Genomic DNA, 22,164 nt, shown 5'->3' on the forward strand with positions numbered 1-22,164 from the left:
ATGCGGCGGTGGTCAGAAGAGGGTGGGTTCGCCGAAGCCCGGAGTGCGCTCGATTTCCAGGAGGCGCTGTTTGGTGGTGAGGCCGCCGGGGGCGGAGAAGCCGTGCAGGGCGTGGTCGGCGGCCAGTACCCGATGGCAGGGGATGATCAGGGGGATCGGGTTGCGGCCCAGGGATTGCCCGACGGCCTGGGCACCGCCGGGGGCGCCGATGCGGTTCGCGACCGCGCCGTAATTGAGGGTGTGACCCGGGTCGATGTCGCGGGTCACCGCGTAGACAGCGCGGTCGAACTCGTTGAAAGCGCTGGTGTCCAGGGGGATCCAGCGGAGGTCGTCCAGGTCGCCGGTGAGGTGGGCGCGGATGCGGTCGATGGCCGCGGCCAGCTCGGCGGTGGGCTCGGCCTCGTGGATGTCGGCCAGTCGGTGGCGGCGCAGGATGTGGGTGCGGGTGGCCGCGGGGTCGCGGTCGGGAAGGGCGAAGCGCAGGACGCCGGTGACGCTCCAGGCGATGGCGCACACGCCGATCGCGGTATCGAAGAGCGCCGCCGACGCCAGGGGTCGGGCCGGGGCGGACATGAGGCCAGTGTGCACGGTGGCACCGACAAGAATCCGATTCAAGTCCAGTTGGCTAGAACTGGACTGATTCTCCTCGGCACGGGATGGTGGACAGGGCCGCCACGGCCGGGGCGCTGCGACCGAATCGCCGCGCGGGAGCCGGCGGGCAGGCATCCGGGCGGAGCGACGCGATGGCCGCGAGGTCCGAATACTGCCGGGACGCTTCATATTCGGCGACCGACCAGTCCGACATGGGTGCATGCGGGCGATACCGCTCCAGCAGCTCACCCCAGCGCTCACCGGGCTTGGGCGCATACCGGTACACGAGACCGGCGAAGGCGGCGACGATCAGAATGGAGACCAGCAGAGCGACCATGAGCCCATAGTGGCTCTGGTCCGGACTTGAAGAAAATATCCAGTACCCCAATACTGGCCTGTATGGCGACACGAGTGATCGGCGCGGCCAGCCTGACGCGCGACCTGGGCCGGTGGCGGAACGACGAACCGGGCGCCCCCGCCGACAATGGCAAGCGGTCGGCGCGGCCCGCCTACGTGGCACTGGCGGAGAGCATCCGCCTGCTCATTCACGACGGCCGCGCGCCGCTCGGCGTCGCGCTGCCCAGTGAGCGCGATCTGGCCACCGCCCTCGCGGTCAGCCGTACCACCGTCACCTCCGCGTATTCCCTGCTGCGCGAGCACGGTTACCTGATCAGCCGCCAGGGCTCGCGCAGCACCGTGGCGCTGCCGCCGACCGTGGTGCACGATGGCGCGAAGCCCGCGCGCAGCATCCTGGCCATGATGGCGCAGCCGGAACTGCCGACCATCGACATGACCTACGCCGCCATGGCCGCCCCGCCGCAGATGACCGAGGCGTACTCCTTTGCCCTGCAAGGGCTTCCGACCTATCTCGGCACGCACGGCATGGACCCGGTGGGTGTGCTCATGCTGCGTGAGGCGCTGGCCCGCCGCTACACCGAGCGCGGGCTGCCGACCGAGCCGGACCAGATCCTCATCACCCTGGGCGCGCAGCACGGTCTGCGGCTGCTGCTCAATGTGCTCACCACCCCGGCCGAACGCGTGCTCATCGAGCACCCCACCTATCCGAACGCCATCGAGGCGATTCGCGATGTGGGTGCGCGCCCGGTGCCGGTGCCCATGCGCCCGGACGGCTGGGATCTGGACGGAATCCGCAGTGCCGCACGGCAGACCGCCGCCAGCGTCGCCTACCTGATTCCGGACTTCAACAATCCGACCGGTCACCTGCTCGACGCCGAGGGCCGGGCGGAGCTGGCCGCCATCGCCCGCGAGACCCGTATGACGGTGATCGTCGACGAATCCATGGTGGACCTGAACCTCACCGACCTCGAATCCCCGCCCCCCGCCGCCGCTTTCGCCCGCAATTCGGAGATCGTCACCATCGGTTCGGCCTCCAAGTCCTTCTGGGGCGGCCTGCGCGTCGGCTGGGTTCGCGCCAACCAGGCCCTGATCACCAAACTCCTGGGCACCCGCTCCACCGTCGACCTCGGTACCCCCGTCATGGACCAGCTGGCAACCGTCCACCTGCTCCGCAATGCCGACGAAATCCTCACCACCCGCCGCGACCAGCTCCGCTCCCGCCGCGCGGTCCTGCTCGAAACCCTCGCCGAAGAACTCCCCGATTGGCGCGTCACCGAGGGTGTCGGCGGCATGTCCGTGTGGGCCCAACTCCCCGCCCCGGTCTCCACCGCCTTGGCCGCCACCGCCCCCAACCACGGCGTATTGCTCGCCGCCGGACCACGTTTCGGCGTCCAGGGCGCCTTCGAACGCTTCATCCGCCTCCCCTTCACCCACGAGGAATCCGACCTGCGAGTCGCCGTGAAGTCCATCGCTGCGGCCGCCGCCGCCCTCAACCCGCACGCCGCCGACCCCCTGGCCCCACTCATCACCTACTGACATCACCCAGCCCGGCGGTGCTACACGACCCGAGACCCGCAATGCCCTGAAACGGCGCGCGCCCGCCGCGAAAGCGGCGGGCGCGTGTTTTCCGCTCAGCGACAACTGATTTCGCAAGATGCGGGTAACTCACCGGCTACGACCGGAATCGGTTCGGCACCTATCCGCAGGCACGGATGCAGAACCGGCAACGGCACCCAGCCGCCCGCTAGAGTCGCGGGGAGGCGGCAACGTCGTGGCGGACGATGGTCTGGTCACGACCCGGGCCGACGCCGATGCACGAAACCCGTGCTCCCGACAGTTCTTCCAGGCGCTCGACGTAGGCCCGGGCGTTGGCGGGGAGCTCCTCGAAGGTGCGGGCACCCGAGATGTCCTCCCACCAGCCGGGCATTTCCTCGTAAATCGGCTTGGCGTGGTGGAATTCGGTCTGGGTGGTGGGCATCTGCTCGACCCGCTCGCCGTCGATCTCGTAGGCGACGCAGATCGGGACGGTGTCCAGACTGGAGAGCACGTCCAGCTTGGTGAGGAAGTAGTCGGTGATGCCGTTGACGCGGGTGGCGTAGCGGGCGATCACGGCGTCGAACCAGCCGGTGCGGCGGGCGCGGCCGGTGGTGACGCCGACCTCGCCGCCGGTCTTGGCCAGGTAGGTGCCGGACTCGTCGAAGAGTTCGGTCGGGAACGGACCGGAGCCGACGCGGGTGGTGTACGCCTTCAGGATGCCGAGCACCGTGGTGATCTTGTTCGGGCCGACGCCCGCGCCCACCGCCGCGCCACCCGCGGTCGGGTTGGAGGAGGTGACGTACGGGTAGGTGCCGTGGTCGACGTCCAGCAGGGTGCCCTGCGAACCCTCCAGCAGCACAATCTCATCGCGCTCCAGCGCCTGGTTGAGCAGCAGCCGGCTGTCGGCGATGCGGTGCTTGAAGCCCTCGGCCTTCTCCAGCACCTCATCCACCACCTGCTGCGGGTCCAGCGCGCGGCGGTTGTAGATCTTCACCAGCACCTGGTTCTTGAATTCCAGTGCGGCCTCGACCTTCTGGGTGAGGATCTTCTCGTCCAGCACGTCGGCCACGCGGACGCCGACGCGGGCGACCTTGTCCTGGTAGCAGGGACCGATGCCGCGGCCGGTGGTGCCGATCTTCTTGTTGCCCAGGAAGCGTTCGGTGACCTTATCGATGGCCACGTGGTACGGCATGATCAGGTGCGCGTCGGCCGAGAGCAGCAGGCGGGAGGTGTCCACACCGCGCTCTTCCAGACCGGCGAGTTCGGCCAGCAGCACACCCGGGTCTACCACCACGCCATTGCCGATGACGTTGGTCACATCGGGGGTGAGGATGCCGGACGGGATCAGATGCAGCGCGAAGCTCTCACCATTGGGCAGCACCACGGTGTGACCCGCGTTGTTGCCGCCCTGGTATCGAACTACCCACTGGACCCGATCGCCGAGCAGATCGGTTGCCTTGCCCTTGCCCTCGTCGCCCCACTGGGCGCCGATCAGCACGATTGCCGGCATGTGAGTGTCTCCTACGGGTTCGACGCGCAGCCCGTCTGGTGCTGCAGCTACCCGCCGTCAGAAGGCGGTGGCCGTAGGCACACTTTACGGGAGTCCCCCATGAGTCCCGCGAGGTGGCATACCCGCAGTTCGCGGCCCGGCTCGGTCTGGACTGCGCTCCGCCTCCCCGGGCTCGGAGCGGATCCAGGAGCGAGGCGGCGAAGCGTAGGGCAAATCGGGCACGTAACGGATGCGCAGCGAGGACAGCGTGGCAAATGAGACAGGGCTATGGTGGCACGGGGAGAGGGACCGGCGGGGGTCCATCGGATATGCAGCGAGGCGGATAGGTGTTGGCAAGCCAGAGGAGGGTGTTCGGCAGTTGAGTACCCATGTTCTCCGCTGCGACGGCGCGCCCGTTCCCATCGCGCTGGCATCCCTGCCCCTGACCCAGACCTCCGCCATTCCCGATACCGGCGTTCTGGACGAGTTGCTGCCGGTCATGGCCGCCGACAGCCTGCCCAGGCTCATCGTGCTCGGTGAGGATGCCGGATTGGCCGCGGTCCTCACCCATCTGATGCGCACCGAACGCCTCGGCGTCGAAATCGGTTATGTGCCCATCGATCGCACCTACGGCTCCCGCGCCTACGAGACCGGTACCGGCTCCGCCGCCGCCAAGCGCGCGCTGGAGGGCAAGGCCATCGCGACCCCGCTGATTCGCGACGACACCGGCAAGGTGCTGATCGGCCGCGCCACCCTGGTCGGCGAGGCGGGCGCGAAGCTGGAGGGCGAGGCCTACGTCGACGACACCCGGCTGTTCACGGGAAAGGTCGCGGCACTGCATGTTTCGCCCATGCTGGAGATGCCCGGCCTGCACGCCACCGTGCAGCGCGGCCTGCGCAAGAAGCGCTGGGTCGAGGGACGCGCCATGCAGCTGGGCACCGGCGGCGCCATTGTCACCCGCGACGGGATCACCACCGATCGGGTGGTGAAGCGCTCCACGTTCTATCGGCACCACGAACCTTGGCTGCTGGTTCGCTGATTCACCCCCAGAATGGGTAGCGGCGTACAGCAGAGCCGACCAGTTGGGAGTATCAGGTGAATTACCCGCGCGCGGTGGGCCGGGCATCCGGAGCAGTCCGGCCCAGTCCGATGTTCCTACTGGTCGTGGTGATCACGGTGGCGGGCGGAGCGCTCGCCTGGGACGCCGACTACGGTTCGCGCCAGGCTCAATTCGGGGTTTTCATCCTGGTGGTGGCGGGCTGGATCGTATCCATCTGCCTGCACGAATTCGCGCACGCGTATGTGGCGTGGCGAGCCGGGGACCGCGAAGTGGAGATGCGCGGGTATCTGACCCTCAATCCGCTCAAGTACAGCCATCCGCTGCTGTCGATCGCGCTGCCGGTGGTGTTCATCGCGCTCGGCGGGTTCGCGCTGCCCGGTGGTGCGGTGTACGTGCACTCGCACAACTTCAGCCCGCGGGTACAGCGGATCCTGAGCGGCGCCGGGCCCGCGGTGAACGCGCTGTGCGCGATCGTGCTGCTGGTGATCGTGCGGTTCTACGGCAGCACCCATTCGCATGCGGCATTCTGGTTCGGGCTCAGTTACCTTGCGTTCCTGCAGATTACGGCGACCGTGCTGAACCTCATCCCGATTCCCGGCACCGACGGGTACGGGATTCTGGAGCCGTCGCTGAGCTATCAGACGCGGCGGTCGCTGGATCAGATCAAGCCGTTCGGCATCCTGATCCTGTTCGCGCTGCTGTTCACGCCCGAACTCAACCGGCTCTTCTTCGACGCGATCAACGCGCTGTTCGAACTGTCCGGGCTGCCGGGCAGCTGGTGGTCGAGGGGCAGCGCACTGACGCGCTTCTGGCTCTGACCCGGGTGGGCCGCCCGGACGACCCGGTGTCGGGCGGCCCATCGCAACGACATCGGTCCGGAGAAACCGTTGCCACCCGTCGCTGCGAGTCCGGAACCGGACTACCCCTCGTAAATCCGGCCTGATACGAACGGTAGAGGGACGCAAGCGGTTCGACGCGAGTAGCGGACTACCCGAAGATCAAGAGCAGGCCCCCGCAGACGAATCGGATATACCCGCAATTCCGGTCTCGGACCCACCGATCCGGGCGGACGTCGATCAGTCGATCGGCGTGACGTAGGGATGGGGGACGGTCGGCGGCAGCAGCGCCATGGCGGAGAGCCTTCGTATCCCGCACACCTGCATGAGATCCACGACGATGGAACGCAATTGGGCGAAGACCACGTGGGCGGACAGGCCCGCCCCGGTCACCAGGTCCTTGGTCGCACCCTTGCCGACCGAGCGCAGCACACGGGTCGCCTCGGCGGGATCGGGCTTCTCGTCCGGGTCGGCCAGCATCATGCGGCGCACCACATCCACGGCCTGACCGAGCTTCTCGACCTCCGCGACGAGGCCCGGATTCAGTACCTCGTCGTCGCGCACCGAGGTGAGCGCTCGGCGCAGCAGCACACGGGTATTGCGGACCGCGTTGTCGAGCGGGTCGGCGGCCTGCCGCAGGCGCTGCAGACGGGAGCGAGAGTTCCAGTACAGCGGAGAGATTCGAATGATCTCCCGGCTGCCCTCGAGGGTGTTGCGCATGGCATCGATCGCGCCCTGGGTGCCGCGCACGGTCTCGAGCGCCGTCTTGATCTTACCGGCATCCTGCTCGAGCAGGCCGTCCGCGCACTCGGTGAGGGCCTTGCCCATCACCTCGAGAATCCCGGCGGCCTGCTCCCGGGCACGGCGGACCGGATGCAGCGGGATCGCCGCCACCACCACGATGCCGACCAGACCACCCACCAGCGCGTCGATCATGCGCAGCGACGCACCACCCTGACCGGGCGGATAGAGCGTGGCCACCAGTACCGCGGAACTGGCGGCCTGCATGGTGATGACCGGGCCGCCGTCGAGGAAGACGGCGGCGCACATGGCGATCACCACCAGCAGCACGATCTGCCAGCCGCCGGTGCCCACCCGGGAGACGAACAGGTCGCCGATGCCGATGCCGACGGCCACGCCGACGATCAGCTCGACCGACCGGCGCAGCCGCGCGCCGAACGACAGGCCGATGGAGATCATGGCGGCCATGGGCGCGAAGAAGGGGCGCTCGTGCCCGATCACATTGTGGGCGATGAACCAGGCCACGCCCGCGCCGACCGCGCACTGCACGATCGGCAGCAGCGAGGACCGGACGCGCCCCGCGGCCCTGCGCACGCGGGTGACGCTGCTCTCCCGGGCAGCGTCGAAGGTTTCGCCCAGGCCGCCGCTCAATTCAGTCGAGGCCGAGCTCGGCGGCCGCGCGCGGGTCGCAGTCCTCGAGCAGGTCCAGGCAGCGCGCGTACTCGTCGGTCTCGCCGATGGCGCGGGCGGCCTTCGCGAGCGCGCCGACGCTGCGCAGGAAGCCCCGATTGGGCTCGTGGCTCCACGGCACCGGGCCGAAGCCCTTCCAGCCGTTGCGGCGCAACAGGTCCAGGCCGCGGTGGTAGCCGGTGCGCGCGAAGGCGTAGGCGGAGATGATGTCGTGGTTGATCTCGCCGTCAGCGGCTGCGCCCCGCTCCAGCGCGGCCTCGGCCAGGTAGGCCCAGGCGATGGAGGCGGTCGGATGCGCCGCGGCAACCTGCACCGGGTCCTGTTTCTGGAGCAGCGCGTCCTCCGCGTCGATGTTTTCCGGGAGCAGGACCGGCTGCGGTCCGAGTAGATCGCCGAAGGAGGTCATGCCGATCATTCTGCACCGCCGTCCGGAATGCTCAGTAGGCTGACCGTCGAATCACAGTTCCGCCGAAGCAAGGGGTGTAGCGCGTGTCCGACCCGAAAGACGACCAGCAGCCGCAGGGTCCTGCCAACTCGGCATCCGGCGCCGAGGACACCGCCGCCCCCAAGACTCCGACCGACCAGTCTGCGTCCCGGCCCGGCGGCCCCGCCCCGAGCAACCCCGCGAAGGGCCCCGGCGCACCGAGCGATGCCGGCGGAAACAACGCTCCCCCGACCGCGGCCACGGAAGTGATTCCCACCGCCGACTCCCGCACCGAGGAGATCCGCACCGGCGCAGCCGAACCCGCGTCGGCCGGCTCGAACCCGGCCCCCGGCCAAGGCAAGCCGGCCAACCCGCCCGCCAAGTCCTCGGCCGGTTTCGCCACCATCCACTACGAAACCCCCAAGTCGGCCGGACGCATCCAGCCTCCCGCACCACAGGGCACCCCTGGCGGCCAACCCCCGGCCGCCGCGCGCCAGGGTTCGGGCGAATTCGTACCCCAGTCAACCTCGAGCGCCCGGCCCGCCGCCCCCGGCGCGGCCGGCAAGCAGAACCCGCCCGGCACCCAACCATCGAACGCAGCCGCTGAGAAGTCCACTGGCGCTGGACAATCCGGACCCGGCGCAAAGTCACAGGCCGCAGGCGAGGCGCGGCGCCCGGACGCGTCCTCGACTCCCGGAGCGAAGGCGGGGAAGACCGCCCCGGCCGACCCCAAGGGCTCGAGCGCACCCGCGCAACAGAATGCCGGTGGAAAGCCGACCGGCGTGGAGCAGTCCGGCCCGGGCCGGCAGGCGGCGACGGACGATGCCCCTACGCAGTTCATTCCGATTCAGCGGCCGGGCGGGGAGAAGCCCGCCGCGGGCGAGGCCGCCGCGGCGGATGCGACCACCCAGTTGATTCGGATTCAGCAACCCGGGCGGGCGGCGAGCGGCGGGGCCGCGAAGGCCGGTTCCGCGCCCGCGGCTGCCGGGAAGCCGGGTGGAGCCCCGAGCGATGCGGCGCAGGAGAAGCCCGCGCCGCAGGGTGTTCCCACCGAGGGGATGCCGCAGGCGGATTCGCAGCCGGAGGATCGCAAGGCCGCCGCGGACAGCGGTAAGGCGAAGGATGCCGGTAAGGCGAAGGACGATGACGCGGCGGCCGAGAAGGCCGGCGGGGCGGGCGATTCCGCGGCGAAGCCGGACGGCGATTCCGGCGATGCCCCCGGCGGGGACGCGAAAACCGTTGTGATCAAGAAGGTTCCGAGTCCAGCGGATGACGCTACGACGGCACTGCCGATCGTGTCCGGGGATCAGGCGACCGAGAAGATCCGGGTGTCGGGGCCGCAGGGGCGGGCGGTCAGCAAGCCGCCGCAAACGCCGCGGGTGAACGCGGGGCCGCGGAATGTGGGTCCAAAGGGGAACGCGCCGGCGCTGGACGCGCCGGTCGAGGAGACCCGGCCGTCGCCGCCGCGGCCGCCGATGGGGCCGCGCCGGCCCGCGACCGCGCCGTCACCGGCGGATATGCAGCCGACCATGCCGGGCCAGCCCATCGGCGGGCCACGCATCGCCCCGCCGCAGCGGGTCGGAGCGGGTGCGCCGCCGCAGGGTCCGCGCGGCCCGCAGGGACCGGGCGCACCGGGCCCGAATGCACCGCAGGGCCCGAATTCACCGCAGGGCCCCAACGCAACGCAGGGACCGAATGCGCCCCAGGGACCGAAAGCACCGCAGGGTATGCAGCAGGGTCCGGTGCCGGCCGGCCCGGGACATGCTGGGCCGCAGGATGTTCAGGGGGATGGACCGCGCATTCTGGCGCAGCCGCAGCGGGTACCGGCCGCCGCCGAGGCAGCCGCTGGGACCGCGCCCGCCGCGGGCGGTGTGTCGAAGAAGCTGTGGATCATCGTGGCGGCGGCCGTGATCGCGGTGATCGCCATTGCCGGCGTGGTGTTCGGTGTGGTGAAGCACCAGAACAACAACTCGCCGGAAGCCCTGGTGCAGAAGACGATCACCACGTACACCGACGCGCTGAAGTCCGGGAATCTGGACGCATTGCGGGCCGTGACCTGCGGTGCGCAGCACGACTTCTACCAGAAGATCTCGGCCGACCAGTTCGCGAGCGTGTACAAGACCTCGCAGGACCAGAAGAGCATTCCTCAGGTGAAGAGCGTCGACGCCATTCAGATCACCGGCGACGCCGCGCTGGCGCAGGCGACCGTGTACACCGCGGCGGACCCGTCGAAGACGTCCGCACGCACCTTCGATCTGCGCAACGAGGGTGGTTCGTGGAAGGTATGTGACCCGCAGAACGGGCACTGATCGGCTCCCGGAAAATTTCCTGACGCATTTGCGCCCCCGGCCGCGATGAACATCACAAAGACCTGGTCAACAGTCCGGCACGTCGGTACAGTGTGCCGGATTGTCTGGGCCAGCCATTTCGGCATTCCGGCACTTCAGCGGTTGTACACCGTCCAGGACATTGTCTGATTCGTGAGGGCAGTGTCCGGCAGAAGTGGTGCGGGCCCACCGGGTTTCGATTTGCAGGGAGCTGAACACCATGCCGGAAACGGCAGAGGCTACTGAAGCCACCGCGGCCGAGCTGGTCGGACGGCACTTCCGTGTCCGTGATCACTACGACGTCGGCCGCGAGAAGATCCGCGAGTTCGCGCGTTCGGTGCGCAACGATCACCCCGGTCACCACACCGAGGCCGCCGCCGCGGCGCTCGGCTACGGCGGCCTGCTCGCCTCCCCGACCTTCGCGTCGGTGATCGGCGCGGCCACCACCCGCTCGCTGATCGGATCGGTGCTCACCGAGTACGACGTCTCGCAGATCCTGCAGACCGATCAGATCTTCGAGTACTACCGCCCGATCCTGGCCGAGGACCGCCTCGGGGTGGACGTCGTCGTCGAGAACATCCGAAGCTTCGGCGACAACGACTTCATCACCGTCAAGGTCACCCTCACCGATGCCGACGCGCTGCCGGTGCTGGTCGCCACCACCACCATCGTGGCCCGCAAGGGCGTCGAGATCGATCCGGCCACGGTCGAGACGGTCTCGGGCGTGGTCATGCACGGCCATGTGGTCGAGCCCGGCGAATTCGACGGCGACCCGACCGGTCTGATTCTGCTGGCCCCCGACGAGGTCGCCGAGCTGGCCGCCCCCGCCCCGCCCCAGCCGGTCCACACCATCCCCACCGCCGCCACCCTGACCGCCGGCACCGAGCTGCCCGCCGCCACGGTGCCGGTCACCCGCGGCGACCTGGTCAACTACGCGGGCGTCTCCGGCGACCCGAACCCCATCCACTTCAGCGACACCGCCGCCACCCTGGTCGGCCTGCCCACCGTGGTGGCGCACGGCATGCTCACCATGGGCCTGACCGCCGGCTACCTGGTGGACTGGCTGGGCGATCCGTCGGCGCTGGGCAAGTTCAGCGTCCGCTTCTCCGGCTTCGTACCGGTCGAGCCGACCGCCCCGACCATCGTCGAGTTCACCGGCAAGGTGAAGTCGGTGGACGCCGCCCGGGGCGAGGCCACCGTCGTTCTGGGCGCGACCTCCGAGGGCAAGAAGCTCTTCGGCCGCGCGATCGCCGAGATCCGGCTCAGCTGAGCCGAAACCTGGAGAGCGGGCCGCGCATTCCGTGCGGCCCGCTCTTTGTCGTTGTCCGCCAGGCGATTCAGTTCACCGTGGCGTGCATCAGGTAGACGTTGTAGTCGCTCCAGGTCGACATGGTGAAGTACATGTCGTTGCCGGTGGACCACGGATGGATGAAGCCGCCGTACAGCTCCGGGAATTGCAGTGCGCTCACCGTGACCGCGCTGTCGGACCACGTGCCCTGCGGCGTATCCGATTCCCGCACAACGAGTGCCGCCTTGGCGGTGTCCAGGTAGCTCATCTGCCATACTTTGCGGCTCTCGTCGTAGCGCACCGACAGCTCACCGGCAGGCGCGTCGACAATCGGTGTGACCGTGACCGATCCGTTCGTCTCGGGTATCCAGGAGCCGCTGTTCCAGTACTGGTAGGCCGTCGGGTTGAGCACCTGGTCCTTCGGCACCCGGGCCAGCCCCACCCCGCCGAGCCGCGAATTGGGGATACCAAACATGTAGACCCAGTCCCCCTGCGGCACCATGGCCGTCACCTGGAAGTTGGAGAGGCCGAAGATGTTCTCCCACTTGGCGTACGGGTCCTTGGTCCAGTGCTCGCCGTGGTCGTCGGAGTAGGCGATGCCGCCGTAGTTGGTGTACCAGGTGCCGGGCACGCTGTTCCAGGTGCGGATCGACATGTAGCTCAGGTACTGCCGGTCCCCGATGGCGAAGCCCGAGGTCGGGATGGTGGTGATCTCGATATTGTCCAGCTTGCGGCTGCTCAGCAGTTCGGCGGCGTGGCAGCGGTCGTCGGTGACCATGCGGTCGAAGACCACGCCGTTCTCCAGGTCCCGGTTCTTGCTGAAGGCCAGCAGGTTCGAGCGCCAGTCCTCACCCATGCCGCCCGGCGGATGGAAGTCGCGGCCGACGGTGTCGCCGAAGGCGATGGCGATCTCGTCCGGCGCGCTCTGCCACATGATCCCCAGGTCGGTGCCCTGGACCTGCCAGCGCTTGTCGGTGCGGTTCACCGAGTCGGCGCCGGTCAGCTTGGACACCTCGCGCACGTCGGAGACCCGCGGCGTCGGCCGGGCGGGCACCTGGGCGGCGGCCTCGATCGGCGGGTGCGCCGGATCGGGCCCGGGCGGCAGCGCCGGCGGATTCGGGTTGGGCAAAGCGAAATTGAACGGTTGCGGCCGCACGATCAGCTTGGGGAGGCCGAGCTGTTCGGCGAGTCCCGGTGGCGGAGCGGGAGTGTCGGTGAGATCCGGGCACGGGTTCACGCACGGATCCGGCGGCAGCTCCATCGCAACGCGCTTGGTGTTCTCCGGCACCGGCCCGGTGTCGACCGTGACCACCGGATAGGGCACGGGCACCTCGACGGTCTTCGGGACCAGCGACTCGTGTCCGGGCTTGGGGTCGGTGCCGCAGGGCCCGATACCCGGAACGGCCGGTGCCGCACCCGGATCCGGATCCGCCGCCGCGACCGGCCCGCCCATTCCGGCGAGTACGCCCGCCCCGACGATCACCGCCCCCGCAGCTGCCACCAGCCGCTTGGCCATGCACTCAACCTTCCGACAAACGGGCTCTCGGATACATCCGGGCAGAGACCCTACCCTCGGAACCGGGCGAACCGCCGGTACTCGACCGATCTCGATCGAATCGAGATCCGCGTGCCTGCCGCCGCCGCACCGTGAACCGAAACCGACAGTGCGGCAGCGTAATACAGCGACGGCTCAGCGCAGGGCCTGGAAGGTGAGCACGGTGGTGCCGACCCGGATGGCGTCCCCGTCGGCCAGCACGGCGGCCGATTCGATGGACTCCTCGTTGATGTAGATGCCATTGGCGGAGTGCAGGTCCTTGATGAGCAGTCCGGCCCGGCTCGGGGTGATCTGCGCGTGGTAGCGGCTGGCCTTGGGATCGTCGAGCACCAGATCGTTGTCCGTCATGCGGCCGATCTTCATGCCGTTCGGGCCGATCGGCACCACCCGGCCGTCGGACAGCCGCAGCTGCCCGGCGCGCACGGCGCGCGGCATCTCGGTGACGGTCTCGGTCATGGCCTTGGCCATGCGCTCGACCTCGTGAATCTGCCCGGTGCTCAACGGTTCCTGACGCAGCACCTTCTGCTCCAGCGCGATGAGCGCGGGACCCGGATCGATGCCGAGCTCGTCGGCCAGCACGGTGCGCACCCGGCGGCAGGCGTCGAGCGCGTCGGCCTGACGGCCGGACAGATAGAGCGCGGTGATGAGCTGCGCCCACAGCGGCTCCCGCAGCGGATGCGCACTGGTCATCGACACCAGCTCGCCGACCACGGAAGAGGCTCGGCCCAAAGCGATTTCGGAATCGATGCGGGCGGAGGCGACCAGCAGCCGCTCTTCGTCCATGGCGGTGGCGAAGCTCTCCGCGAAGCCGAGGCCGGACAGATCGTCCAGGGCGCGGCCGGTCCATTCCGCCAGCGCCTCGCCGAAGAGCCGGGACGCTGCGGTGGGGTCGCCGATCGAGGCGGCCTCGGAACCCTCGCGGCGCAGCGTCTCGAAGCGCCCGAGATCGCACTCGTCGTCCTCGATCTCCAGCCGGTAGCCGGAGGATTCGGTGCGCAGCAGCGCCACCGGGTCGACCCCGGCGGTGCGCAGGGTCTTGCGAATATTCGAGACGAACACCTGCAGACTCGCCTGATAGGAATCCGGTGGATCGTCGTTCCAGACAATGTCGGCCAGCGCCTGCGAGGACACCGCGCGCCGCCGGTTCACGGTCAGAGCCGCCAGCAGCGCACGCGGCTTGGGGCCGCCGACCGGCACGGACCGACCGGCGACCAACAGCTGCACGGGGCCCAGGACCCGCACATCGACAGTCATGCCACCTGCCTCGATAGAGACCGCGGCGCGCCCGCCGCTCGAAAATTGCCCGGGATTCCGCTCGTCGCAGCGGAATCCCGACCATTGAGCTTACTTGGCGCTGATCGAACGTCCCGCGGAGTTCAGGTCGTTGCAGGCCTCGACGACGCGCGCCGCCATCGAGGTCTCGGCCTTCTTGAGGTAGCTGCGCGGGTCGTAGACCTTCTTGTTGCCGACCTCGCCGTCGATCTTCAGGACGCCGTCGTAGTTGCCGAACATGTGGCCGGCGACCGGACGGGTGAAGGCGTACTGGGTGTCGGTGTCGACGTTCATCTTCACCACGCCGAAGCGCAGCGAGTCCTCGATCTCCGACTTCAGCGAGCCCGAACCGCCGTGGAAGACGAAGTCGAACGGCTGCGCGTCCGCGCCCAGGCCCAGCTTGGCGGCGGCCACCCGCTGGCCCTCGGCCAGCACCTCGGGCTTGAGCACCACATTGCCCGGCTTGTACACGCCGTGAACATTGCCGAAGGTGGCGGCCAGCAGGTACTGGCCGTTCTCCCCGGAGCCCAGCGCGTCGATGGTCTTCTCGAAGTCCTCGGGCGAGGTGTAGAGCTTCTCGTTGATCTCGGCCTCGACGCCGTCCTCTTCACCGCCGACGACGCCGATCTCGACCTCGAGGATGATGTTCGCCGCGTGCGCCTGCTTCAGCAGTTCCTTGGCGATCTCCAGGTTCTCGTCGATCGGGATCGCGGAACCGTCCCACATGTGCGACTGGAACAGCGGGTTCAGGCCGTTCTTCACGCGCTCGGCCGAGATGGCCAGCAGCGGGCGCACGAAGGTGTCCAGCTTGTCCTTCGGGCAGTGGTCGGTGTGCAGCGCGATGGTCACGTCGTACTTCGCGGCGACCACGTTCGCGAACTCGGCCAGCGCGACCGCACCGGTCACCATGTCCTTCACGCCCAGACCGGAGCCGAATTCCGCACCGCCGGTGGAGAACTGGATGATGCCGTCGCTGCCGGCGTCCGCGAAGCCCTTGATGGCCGCGTTGATGGTTTCCGACGAGGTGCAGTTGATGGCGGGGAACGCGAAGGAGTTCTGCTTGGCCCGAGCAATCATCTCGGCGTAGATCTCCGGAGTCGCGATGGGCACAATGACCTCCGTGTTGTGTGTGGTGCGTACTACAAAATTCTGTCAACTGACACGATAGGACAGCCCCTTTTCTACGGGGCAATGGCCTCACATACCCCACAAGTTTGTGAGGTTGCTTCGACGTTCGGTGTGATGTCCGGGCTACCGGTACTGTGGTGGCCGTGACCTTGCTGGCCGTATCCGATGCCGTGACGACCAATGCCGCGCTGCCCGCGATCTTGGACCCAATGCACCTCCTGACGGAGACTTGGCTGCAGCACGCGGTGCTCCCGGCGATCCTGGCCATCGTCTTCATCGAGACCGGTCTGCTGTTCCCGATCCTGCCCGGCGACTCGCTGCTGTTCACCGGCGGTCTGCTGGCGGCCCAGGCACACCCGCCGGCCGGCATGAACATCTGGTGGCTGGTGCCCGCGACCGCGTTCGTGGCCTGGCTCGGCGACCAGAGCGGCTACTGGATCGGGCGCAGCATCGGCCCGGCGCTGTTCAAGAAGGAAGACACTCGCTTCTTCAAGCAGCACTACATCACCGAGACGCACGCGTTCTTCGAGAAGTACGGACCCAAGACCATCGTCCTGGCCCGCTTCGTGCCCATCGTGCGCACCTTCATGCCGGTGCTGGCCGGTGTCTCGAAGATGGACTACCGCAAGTTCGCCACCGTCGACATCATCGGCGCGGTGCTGTGGGGCGGTGGCGTCACCGTGCTCGGTTACTTCCTGGGCAATGTCGAATTCATTCGTAAGAACGTCGAGGCGATCTTCCTGCTGATCGTGTTCGTGTCCATCCTGCCGGGCATCATCGCGGTCGCGAAGAACCTGCTGCACCGCGGCCAGGCCCCGGAACAGGCCGAGTACGCCACCTCGACGAACGAGCCGACCCACTGAGCCCTTCGGTGTCGACCACCCCGCTAACCCTCGCATCGGGCGGCCCTGCCTTTCTTTCCGCCTCCGGCGGATTCGGCCCGCTCGAGACAGCCGGACCAGTGCTCGTCTGGACCGTGGTTCTCACGTTCGTCTTCCTGGAGTGCGCACTCATCATCGGGCTGTTCCTGCCCGGTGACTCCATGCTCATCACCGCCGGCGTGGTGCTGGCCTCGCAGGTCGGCGAGGGGCAGGTCTGGGCGCTGTCGATCGGCACCATGATCGCGGCCATCGCCGGCAACCAGGTGGGGTACGTCTTCGGCCAGCGCGCCGGACACCATCTGGTGGCACGCAAGAACGGGAAGTACATCAATACCCGCAATCTCGAGCGGGTTTCGGACATGCTGCACAAGCACGGGTTCCTGGCGGTGCTGGTGGCCCGCTGGATTCCGTGGGTGCGCACGCTGTGCCCGCTGGTCGCGGGCGCGGCCGGGATGGACCACCGCAAATACACCATCGCCTCGTCCGTCGGCGCGGTCATCTGGGCGCCGGTGATCCTGCTGGCCAGCTACTACGCGGGCAGCTTCCTGGAGAACATGTCCTGGCTCATGCCCGCGGTCATCGGAACCCTGGTGGTCGGGCTGGTGCTCGGCACGGTCCTGGGCGTGCGGCAGTACCGCGTCGAAATGGCACGTCCCGCCGAGGATTTCGACCTCGACGTGGCAGAGGCCGCGACGGTGCCGCTGCCCCGGCTGCCGCGCGCCTGAACGATTACAGCCCGGCGGCCGTCACCGTGTGCGCGGCCTCCATCAGCTTCCAGCCCGAAAGCTGCACCGACAGATCGCGTTCCGGGTTACGTGAGGCGGTCACCGAACCGCCCTCGAAGCCGCCCGCGCCCGCGATGCCCGGAAGTCGCGCGGGCTGCCGCCAATCCGAGCCGAACAGCGGCTCCCCCTCCACATCCAGGCGGTGGTCCCAGGCCGCGTTCGCGGACGCGCGCACCATCGCGGCGGCCTTGCGGCGCGCGGTCACCTGCGCGGGGTCGTCGCCGGGCAGCATGAGGGCGGTCAGCGCCAGGTAGCGGATGAGAATGCCGTTGAACAGGCCACCGTCCCCGCCGCCGTCGCCGACCACCACGCCGTCCGCGGTCAGATGCTCCTCGACCGCGTCCACCAGCCGGACCACGCGCTCGGCGTGCCGGGGTTCGCCGGTGTGCACCGCGAGTTCGGTTTCCAGGCCGAGCGTCACGCCCTGGCAGTAGCTGTAGACCGGCTTCTCGACCTCGCCGGAGGGTAGGTGGATGCCGTCGAAGATGAGGCCGGTCTCCTTGTCGCGCAGATTGGCGTCGAGGAAGTCGGCCAGTTCCTGCGCCAGGTGGTAGCGGCCCAGCCGCGCCATCGCGATGCCTGCCGGGCCGTTGGCCGGGGCATTGTAGAAGTCGGAGCCCTTACGCCAGGGCACCGCGCCGAACTCCGGATCGAACCCGTTGGCCAGCGTCTTCTCCAGAGTGAGCAGCGCGCCCCGCACCTCGGCCACGCCCTGGGTGCGTTCGGCCCGCTCCAAAGCGATTGTCAGCCAGGCCATGTCGTCGTAGTAGTTGTTGGTCCAGCCGGTGATATTGCGCAGGCGCGAGGCGTGGGCGATGGACCAGAGGCGGCGCTGCCGGGCGGAGGTCGGCGCGCGATTGGCGGCGTCGACCGCGCAGTCGATCAGGTGGGCCTGCCACCAGTAGTGCCAGAAGGCGAAAACCCGCTCACCCTTGGTGGCGGGCCAGCCCACCACGCCGAGCTGGGTGCCGGGACAGCCCCACAGCTTGCGTAGGTGACGCGAGAGGATCGCGGACTCGGCCAGGTCGGCTCGCTCCGACCAGAGGGCAGCGGTCGGCTCGATATTGCGTCCGGTCCGCGAAGTCATAGGACTTATCGTGCCAGTCGGGCACTGCGCCCGTGGCTGATTTGTTACCGGGAGTCGTCCAGCTCACCAGGCGGCGGTGAGGTCGGCGTGCTGGCGGATCCAGGCGTGCATGGCGATACCCGCGGCGACACCGGCATTGATGCTGCGGGTCGAGCCGAACTGCGCGATCGAAACGGTCAGCAGCGCGCCCGCTTTCGCGGCCTCGGTCACGCCCGGGCCCTCCTGGCCGAAGAGCAGCAGGCACTCGCGCGGCAGCGCCGCGGTCTCCAGCGGCACCGCGCCGGGGACGTTGTCCACCGCCACCACCGTGAGGCCCTCATCGGCCGCGAAACGCAGCAGCTCATCGATATCGGCATGATGGTGAATGTGCTGGTAGCGGTCGGTGACCATGGCCCCGCGGCGATTCCACCGCTTACGCCCGACAATGTGCACGGCCGCCGCCGCGAAGGCATTGGCCGTGCGCACCACCGTGCCGATATTGGCGTCGTGCCCGAAGTTCTCGATGGCCACATGGAACGGGTGCCGGCGGCTGTCGATATCGGCGACGATGGCCTCGCGCCGCCAATACCGGTAGGCATCCACCACATTGCGCCGGTCGCCGTGCTCGAGCAGGTCCGGATCCAGGCGCGGATCGTCCGGCGGCTCGGTGCCGAACTCCTCGCGCCACGGTCCGACGCCGTGCGGATGCTCACCCCATTCGGTCGGTCCGGGGGTCGGCGGTTCGTGGGCGGTCGGGGCGGAACTCACCCCGGCGATGGTAGTTGCCTAGTGCGAGGAGCCGACCGCGCCCACGATGATGGCGAGCACGATGAACAGAATGACCAGGACCATCAGCGCCGTGGCGACGATGCCGCAGATCCAGCCGGCCGTCACCATGCCGCTGCCGCCGATCATGCCGTTCGACTCGCTGATCTCCCGGCGGGCCTTGCCGCCCATGATCCAGGCCACCGGACCGAGCAGCTGGCAGAACACCAGGCTCATGATGCCGAGGATCAACACGACCACCGCCTGCGGATGATCCGGCGCGGGTGCGCCGTAGTAGCCGGGCGGGTAGTAGCCGGGCGCCTGCGGCGGGTAGCCCTGGGGGTAGCCGGACTGCTGGTTGTAGCCCGGCTGCTGCTGGTAGCCCTGGGACTGCGGATCCCAGCCCGGCGGGGGCGCGTCGTAGGTCATGGCTGAATGCTAGGTGGTCGTGCTGGCTACACCGAATATTTTCTGGGCTGCTCCCTCGCCACCGCACCGCGCCGCCCGCGACCATGAATCCATGAGCGATACGGCCGCCCTACCCAGCATCGTGCTCGATCCGCCCGCGCCGCAACCGGATCCGGGCCCCCGCCCCACCCTCGCGTCCGTACTGCGGACCTTCCTGGTCACGCCGTTCCGGGCGCGCACCTGGAAGGAATTCGCCTACCTGATCATCGTTTTCGGGCTGGGCTGCGCCGCCGCGGTCTACCTGTTCCTGGGTATCGGCGGCAGCCTGTACCTGTCGGTGTTCGTGGTGGGCATCCCGGTGCTGGCGGCCATGATCCTCGGCGGGCGGGTATGGGGCCGCATTCATCGGGTGCTGGGCGCGGTGCTGCTCGACGCGGCTCTGCCCGAGCCGCCCCCGTTCACCTTTCGGCCCGGGCCGATCGGCTGGCTGCGCAGTGCCTTCACCGACCGGACGTCGTACCGCGCCCTGCTGTTCCTGATCCTCGACGGCCTGCTGGGTGTGGTGATCGGCTACGGTGTGCTGACGGCGGTGGCGGTGACGGGTTTCATTGCGCTGTCGCCGATTCCGTGGGCATTCATGGATCCCGCCAATGTGGACGAACGCGGCGTGTCGCACCGGTCGATGATCCAGCTCGGCGACTACTACCTCGACACCTGGCCGCGCGTCCTGGGTTTCGCGGCGCTCGGCGTGCTCGGCTGCTTCCTGCTGCCGTGGCTGATCCGCGGCGTCTGCTTCCTGCACCGCGTGCTCGCGCTGTGGCTGCTGACCCCGACCGCCCGCGATCTCGAGCTGGCCGGCCTGCGCGAGAGCCGCCGCGCCGCGGTCGACGACTCCACCGCCACCCTGCGCCGGCTGGAACGCGACCTGCACGACGGCACCCAGGCGCGACTGGTCAGCATCGCCATGATGCTGGGCCGCGCCGAGGAGCGGATCGCGGCGGGCGGCGACGCCGCCGAGCTGATCGCCCAGGCCCGCACCGGATCCAAGGAGGCACTGACCGAACTGCGGGAACTGGTGCGCGGCATCCATCCACCCGCCCTCGAACTCGGGCTGGAACCGGCGCTGGAGACCCTGGCCGCCCGCTGCGCGCTGCCGGTGGAGCTGCGGGTGCTGCTGCCGCTGCGGCCCAGCCCGGCCATCGAGGCCATCGCCTATTTCTCGGTCGCGGAACTGCTCACCAATGTGGTGAAACACGCTGCCGCGAACCGGATCTGGGTGGCGGTGCTGCCGGCCGGGACGAATGCGCTGGCGGTGAGCGTGCGCGACAACGGCCAGGGCGGTGCGCTGCAACCGGTGGGCGGACCCGGCGAAGACGTTGTGGTGGGCGGGCTTTCGGGGCTGGCGCAGCGGGCGCGCGCGGTGGACGGCACGCTCACGGTGGACAGCCCCATCGGCGGCCCGACCGTGGTCACGCTGGTGCTGCCGCTGGCCGGGCCGCAATGATCGAGGCCGTGAACACTCCGAACAACGTGGACGCGAACGAGCCGCTGCGGGTGGTCATCGCGGAGGATAATGCCATTCTGCGCGACGGCCTCACCGCCTTGCTGGCGGAGCGCGGGTTCGAGGTGGTGGCCGCGGTGAGCGACGCGACCGGTCTGCACGCCGCGGTCGCCGACCAGCTGCCGGATGTCGCCGTGGTGGACGTCCGCATGCCGCCCAGCTTCACCGACGAGGGCCTGCTGGCCGCGCTCGCGCTGCGCCGCAGCCACCCCGGCACCGGGGTGCTGGTGTTCTCGCAGTGGATCGAAACCCGTTATGCCACCGAGTTACTGGCCGCCGGTGCGGGCGGCGTCGGCTACCTGCTCAAGGACCGGGTGGCCGACGTCGGCGATTTCACCGATGCCCTGCGGCGCGTCGCCACCGGCGGCACCGCGCTGGATCCGGAGGTGGTCGGCCAGCTCATGGGCGCTGCCCGGCAACAGGATTCGCTGGCCCGGCTCACCCCGCGCGAGCGTGAAGTGCTGGAATCCATGGCCCAGGGGCTGTCGAACGCGGCCATCGCCCGGGCCCTCTCGGTGACCGAACGCGGGGTGGAGAAGCACATCGGCAACATCTTCTCCAAGCTGGAATTGCCGCCCTCGGATCTGCATCATCGGCGGGTGCTCGCCGTTCTGCGGTTGCGGGGTTGAAACAGCGCTGCACGGTTCCGGGCGGCGGGGATCGGGCACTACTGGCTGCTGGAGACCGAGGAGTCGCTGCGGCTGCTGACCCATCGACTGCGAGACGGTCGATACCCACCGACCGGTGAGTACTCGGGACAGGTCACCCTGGGCCTCGATGGCCTCGACCTGCCGCTCGATCTGGACGCTCACCGCGCTCCGCACATCCGGCGTGCCCGTTTGACCCACCAGCCCTCTGACCTCGCCTGATCGGCCCACACGGAACAAGCATCGGGACTATCCTGGAATTCTGATAGGCCGTGGTTGGAGGGTGTCATGGACCACGCGCGTATAGCCCGTACGGTGCTCGGAGTGACGGCGGCATATCTCGTCGCACTCGGGTTGTGGCTGGGGTGGCTGGTCCCGCTCACCCCGCCGGGTACCGTGCCGGTCCAGATCGTCACACTGGTCGGTCTCTTCGGAACGTTCCTGGGCCTGGGCATGCTGTTCGCCCAGCGCCCTAGCCGCTCCGACCGCAGACTACGCCGGCACGGGCTCGAGGGCTGGGCGAACATCGAAGCGGTCCACCCCTTGCAGCGCACCGACCACTGCACCGAGATCACCGAACTCGATCTCGAACTCGTGGTGCCGGGCTCGGAGACCTACTACGGCAGCATCGTCTTCGATGTCGAACCGGTGGTGAAGCCGAAAATCGCTGTGGGCGGCACGATTTCGATCCGCGTCGACCCGCAGAACCGGGACCGGATCATCCTCTGCCTCTGATATATATCCAGCTCAGTGCCGG

The 22,164-nt window shown here is 68.8% G+C and carries 21 protein-coding genes; 10 read left to right on the top strand and 11 right to left on the bottom strand.

The annotated features are described in order from the left end of the window. Positions 1 to 12 precede the first annotated feature (12 nt). Both AB0L60_RS28700 and AB0L60_RS28705 read right to left on the bottom strand, forming a co-directional pair. Positions 13 to 573, bottom strand: coding sequence for a methylated-DNA--[protein]-cysteine S-methyltransferase (locus tag AB0L60_RS28700; protein ID WP_364619886.1), 561 nt, complete (start codon positions 571 to 573; stop codon positions 13 to 15). Positions 574 to 625: 52 nt separating this feature from the next. Then, on the bottom strand, positions 626 to 928 hold the full coding sequence (locus tag AB0L60_RS28705; protein ID WP_364619889.1) for a hypothetical protein: 303 nt from the start codon (positions 926 to 928) through the stop codon (positions 626 to 628). Positions 929 to 990: 62 nt separating this feature from the next. Between AB0L60_RS28705 and AB0L60_RS28710 the strand changes: the two genes are divergently transcribed. After that, a complete protein-coding gene (locus AB0L60_RS28710) occupies positions 991 to 2,484 on the top strand; it encodes a PLP-dependent aminotransferase family protein (RefSeq protein ID WP_364619892.1) in 1,494 nt (497 codons plus the stop codon). A gap of 208 nt (positions 2,485 to 2,692) precedes the next feature. Here AB0L60_RS28710 and AB0L60_RS28715 read toward each other — a convergent pair whose 3' ends face one another. Then, positions 2,693 to 3,994 carry an adenylosuccinate synthase gene (locus AB0L60_RS28715; RefSeq protein ID WP_364619895.1) on the bottom strand — a complete coding sequence of 434 codons (1,302 nt, stop codon included), beginning with the start codon at positions 3,992 to 3,994 and terminating at the stop codon, positions 2,693 to 2,695. 358 nt (positions 3,995 to 4,352) lie between these two features. On the opposite strand from AB0L60_RS28715, the gene AB0L60_RS28720 reads away from it, so the two are divergent. Together AB0L60_RS28720 and AB0L60_RS28725 are read left to right on the top strand one after the other, a co-directional pair. Next, positions 4,353 to 5,012 (top strand): hypothetical protein, encoded by a 660-nt coding sequence (locus AB0L60_RS28720; protein WP_364619897.1) that lies wholly within the window; start codon positions 4,353 to 4,355, stop codon positions 5,010 to 5,012. Between the two features lie 56 nt (positions 5,013 to 5,068). Further along, positions 5,069 to 5,851: a site-2 protease family protein gene (locus tag AB0L60_RS28725; protein ID WP_364619900.1), complete on the top strand. Its 783-nt coding sequence runs from the start codon at positions 5,069 to 5,071 to the stop codon at positions 5,849 to 5,851. 258 nt (positions 5,852 to 6,109) lie between these two features. Here the strand turns inward: AB0L60_RS28725 and AB0L60_RS28730 are convergent, their stop codons facing one another. Together AB0L60_RS28730 and AB0L60_RS28735 are read right to left on the bottom strand one after the other, a co-directional pair. Further along, on the bottom strand, positions 6,110 to 7,261 hold the full coding sequence (locus tag AB0L60_RS28730; RefSeq protein ID WP_364619903.1) for an FUSC family protein: 1,152 nt from the start codon (positions 7,259 to 7,261) through the stop codon (positions 6,110 to 6,112). 1 nt (position 7,262) lies between these two features. Next, positions 7,263 to 7,706: a DUF3151 domain-containing protein gene (locus AB0L60_RS28735; RefSeq protein WP_354843386.1), complete on the bottom strand. Its 444-nt coding sequence runs from the start codon at positions 7,704 to 7,706 to the stop codon at positions 7,263 to 7,265. 83 nt (positions 7,707 to 7,789) lie between these two features. On the opposite strand from AB0L60_RS28735, the gene AB0L60_RS28740 reads away from it, so the two are divergent. Both AB0L60_RS28740 and AB0L60_RS28745 read left to right on the top strand, forming a co-directional pair. Further along, the gene (locus tag AB0L60_RS28740) at positions 7,790 to 10,033 is read left to right on the top strand and encodes a hypothetical protein (RefSeq protein WP_364619907.1); all 2,244 of its coding nucleotides are present in this window, start codon (positions 7,790 to 7,792) and stop codon (positions 10,031 to 10,033) included. Between the two features lie 238 nt (positions 10,034 to 10,271). Further along, positions 10,272 to 11,321 carry a fused (3R)-hydroxyacyl-ACP dehydratase subunits HadA/HadB gene (locus tag AB0L60_RS28745; protein ID WP_364619910.1) on the top strand — a complete coding sequence of 350 codons (1,050 nt, stop codon included), beginning with the start codon at positions 10,272 to 10,274 and terminating at the stop codon, positions 11,319 to 11,321. Positions 11,322 to 11,388: 67 nt separating this feature from the next. On the opposite strand, the gene AB0L60_RS28750 is transcribed toward AB0L60_RS28745, so the two are convergent. The 3 genes from AB0L60_RS28750 to fbaA all read right to left on the bottom strand — a co-directional run bounded on the left by AB0L60_RS28750 (position 11,389) and on the right by fbaA (position 15,276). Then, complete coding sequence (locus tag AB0L60_RS28750; protein WP_364619913.1) at positions 11,389 to 12,855, bottom strand: DUF4185 domain-containing protein; 1,467 nt, start codon at positions 12,853 to 12,855, stop codon at positions 11,389 to 11,391. A 174-nt stretch (positions 12,856 to 13,029) separates the two neighbouring features. After that, positions 13,030 to 14,148: a BTAD domain-containing putative transcriptional regulator gene (locus AB0L60_RS28755; RefSeq protein ID WP_364619915.1), complete on the bottom strand. Its 1,119-nt coding sequence runs from the start codon at positions 14,146 to 14,148 to the stop codon at positions 13,030 to 13,032. Between the two features lie 90 nt (positions 14,149 to 14,238). Continuing rightward, positions 14,239 to 15,276, bottom strand: coding sequence for a class II fructose-bisphosphate aldolase (fbaA, locus tag AB0L60_RS28760; protein ID WP_354843373.1), 1,038 nt, complete (start codon positions 15,274 to 15,276; stop codon positions 14,239 to 14,241). Between the two features lie 227 nt (positions 15,277 to 15,503). Here fbaA and AB0L60_RS28765 point away from each other — a divergent pair, with 227 nt between their 5' ends. After that, positions 15,504 to 16,157, top strand: a complete 654-nt coding sequence (locus AB0L60_RS28765) for a VTT domain-containing protein (protein ID WP_364620059.1) — start codon at positions 15,504 to 15,506, stop codon at positions 16,155 to 16,157. Positions 16,158 to 16,270: 113 nt separating this feature from the next. Then, positions 16,271 to 16,900 (top strand): DedA family protein, encoded by a 630-nt coding sequence (locus tag AB0L60_RS28770; RefSeq protein WP_364619917.1) that lies wholly within the window; start codon positions 16,271 to 16,273, stop codon positions 16,898 to 16,900. A 4-nt stretch (positions 16,901 to 16,904) separates the two neighbouring features. Here AB0L60_RS28770 and AB0L60_RS28775 read toward each other — a convergent pair whose 3' ends face one another. The 3 genes from AB0L60_RS28775 to AB0L60_RS28785 all read right to left on the bottom strand — a co-directional run bounded on the left by AB0L60_RS28775 (position 16,905) and on the right by AB0L60_RS28785 (position 19,220). After that, on the bottom strand, positions 16,905 to 18,047 hold the full coding sequence (locus tag AB0L60_RS28775; RefSeq protein ID WP_364619920.1) for a glycoside hydrolase family 76 protein: 1,143 nt from the start codon (positions 18,045 to 18,047) through the stop codon (positions 16,905 to 16,907). Positions 18,048 to 18,110: 63 nt separating this feature from the next. Beyond that, on the bottom strand, positions 18,111 to 18,794 hold the full coding sequence (locus tag AB0L60_RS28780) for a TrmH family RNA methyltransferase (protein WP_364619922.1): 684 nt from the start codon (positions 18,792 to 18,794) through the stop codon (positions 18,111 to 18,113). Between the two features lie 18 nt (positions 18,795 to 18,812). Beyond that, positions 18,813 to 19,220, bottom strand: a complete 408-nt coding sequence (locus tag AB0L60_RS28785) for a DUF4190 domain-containing protein (protein WP_364619925.1) — start codon at positions 19,218 to 19,220, stop codon at positions 18,813 to 18,815. Between the two features lie 91 nt (positions 19,221 to 19,311). Here AB0L60_RS28785 and AB0L60_RS28790 point away from each other — a divergent pair, with 91 nt between their 5' ends. The 3 genes from AB0L60_RS28790 to AB0L60_RS28800 all read left to right on the top strand — a co-directional run bounded on the left by AB0L60_RS28790 (position 19,312) and on the right by AB0L60_RS28800 (position 22,142). Continuing rightward, on the top strand, positions 19,312 to 20,703 hold the full coding sequence (locus AB0L60_RS28790; RefSeq protein WP_364619928.1) for a sensor domain-containing protein: 1,392 nt from the start codon (positions 19,312 to 19,314) through the stop codon (positions 20,701 to 20,703). A gap of 44 nt (positions 20,704 to 20,747) precedes the next feature. Next, positions 20,748 to 21,389: a response regulator transcription factor gene (locus AB0L60_RS28795; protein ID WP_354843642.1), complete on the top strand. Its 642-nt coding sequence runs from the start codon at positions 20,748 to 20,750 to the stop codon at positions 21,387 to 21,389. Positions 21,390 to 21,695: 306 nt separating this feature from the next. After that, positions 21,696 to 22,142 carry a hypothetical protein gene (locus AB0L60_RS28800; protein ID WP_364619931.1) on the top strand — a complete coding sequence of 149 codons (447 nt, stop codon included), beginning with the start codon at positions 21,696 to 21,698 and terminating at the stop codon, positions 22,140 to 22,142. The last annotated feature ends 22 nt before the right edge of the window (positions 22,143 to 22,164 follow it).

Source organism: Nocardia sp. NPDC051981 (assembly GCF_040680715.1).
In the GTDB taxonomy this organism is placed as follows: domain Bacteria; phylum Actinomycetota; class Actinomycetes; order Mycobacteriales; family Mycobacteriaceae; genus Nocardia.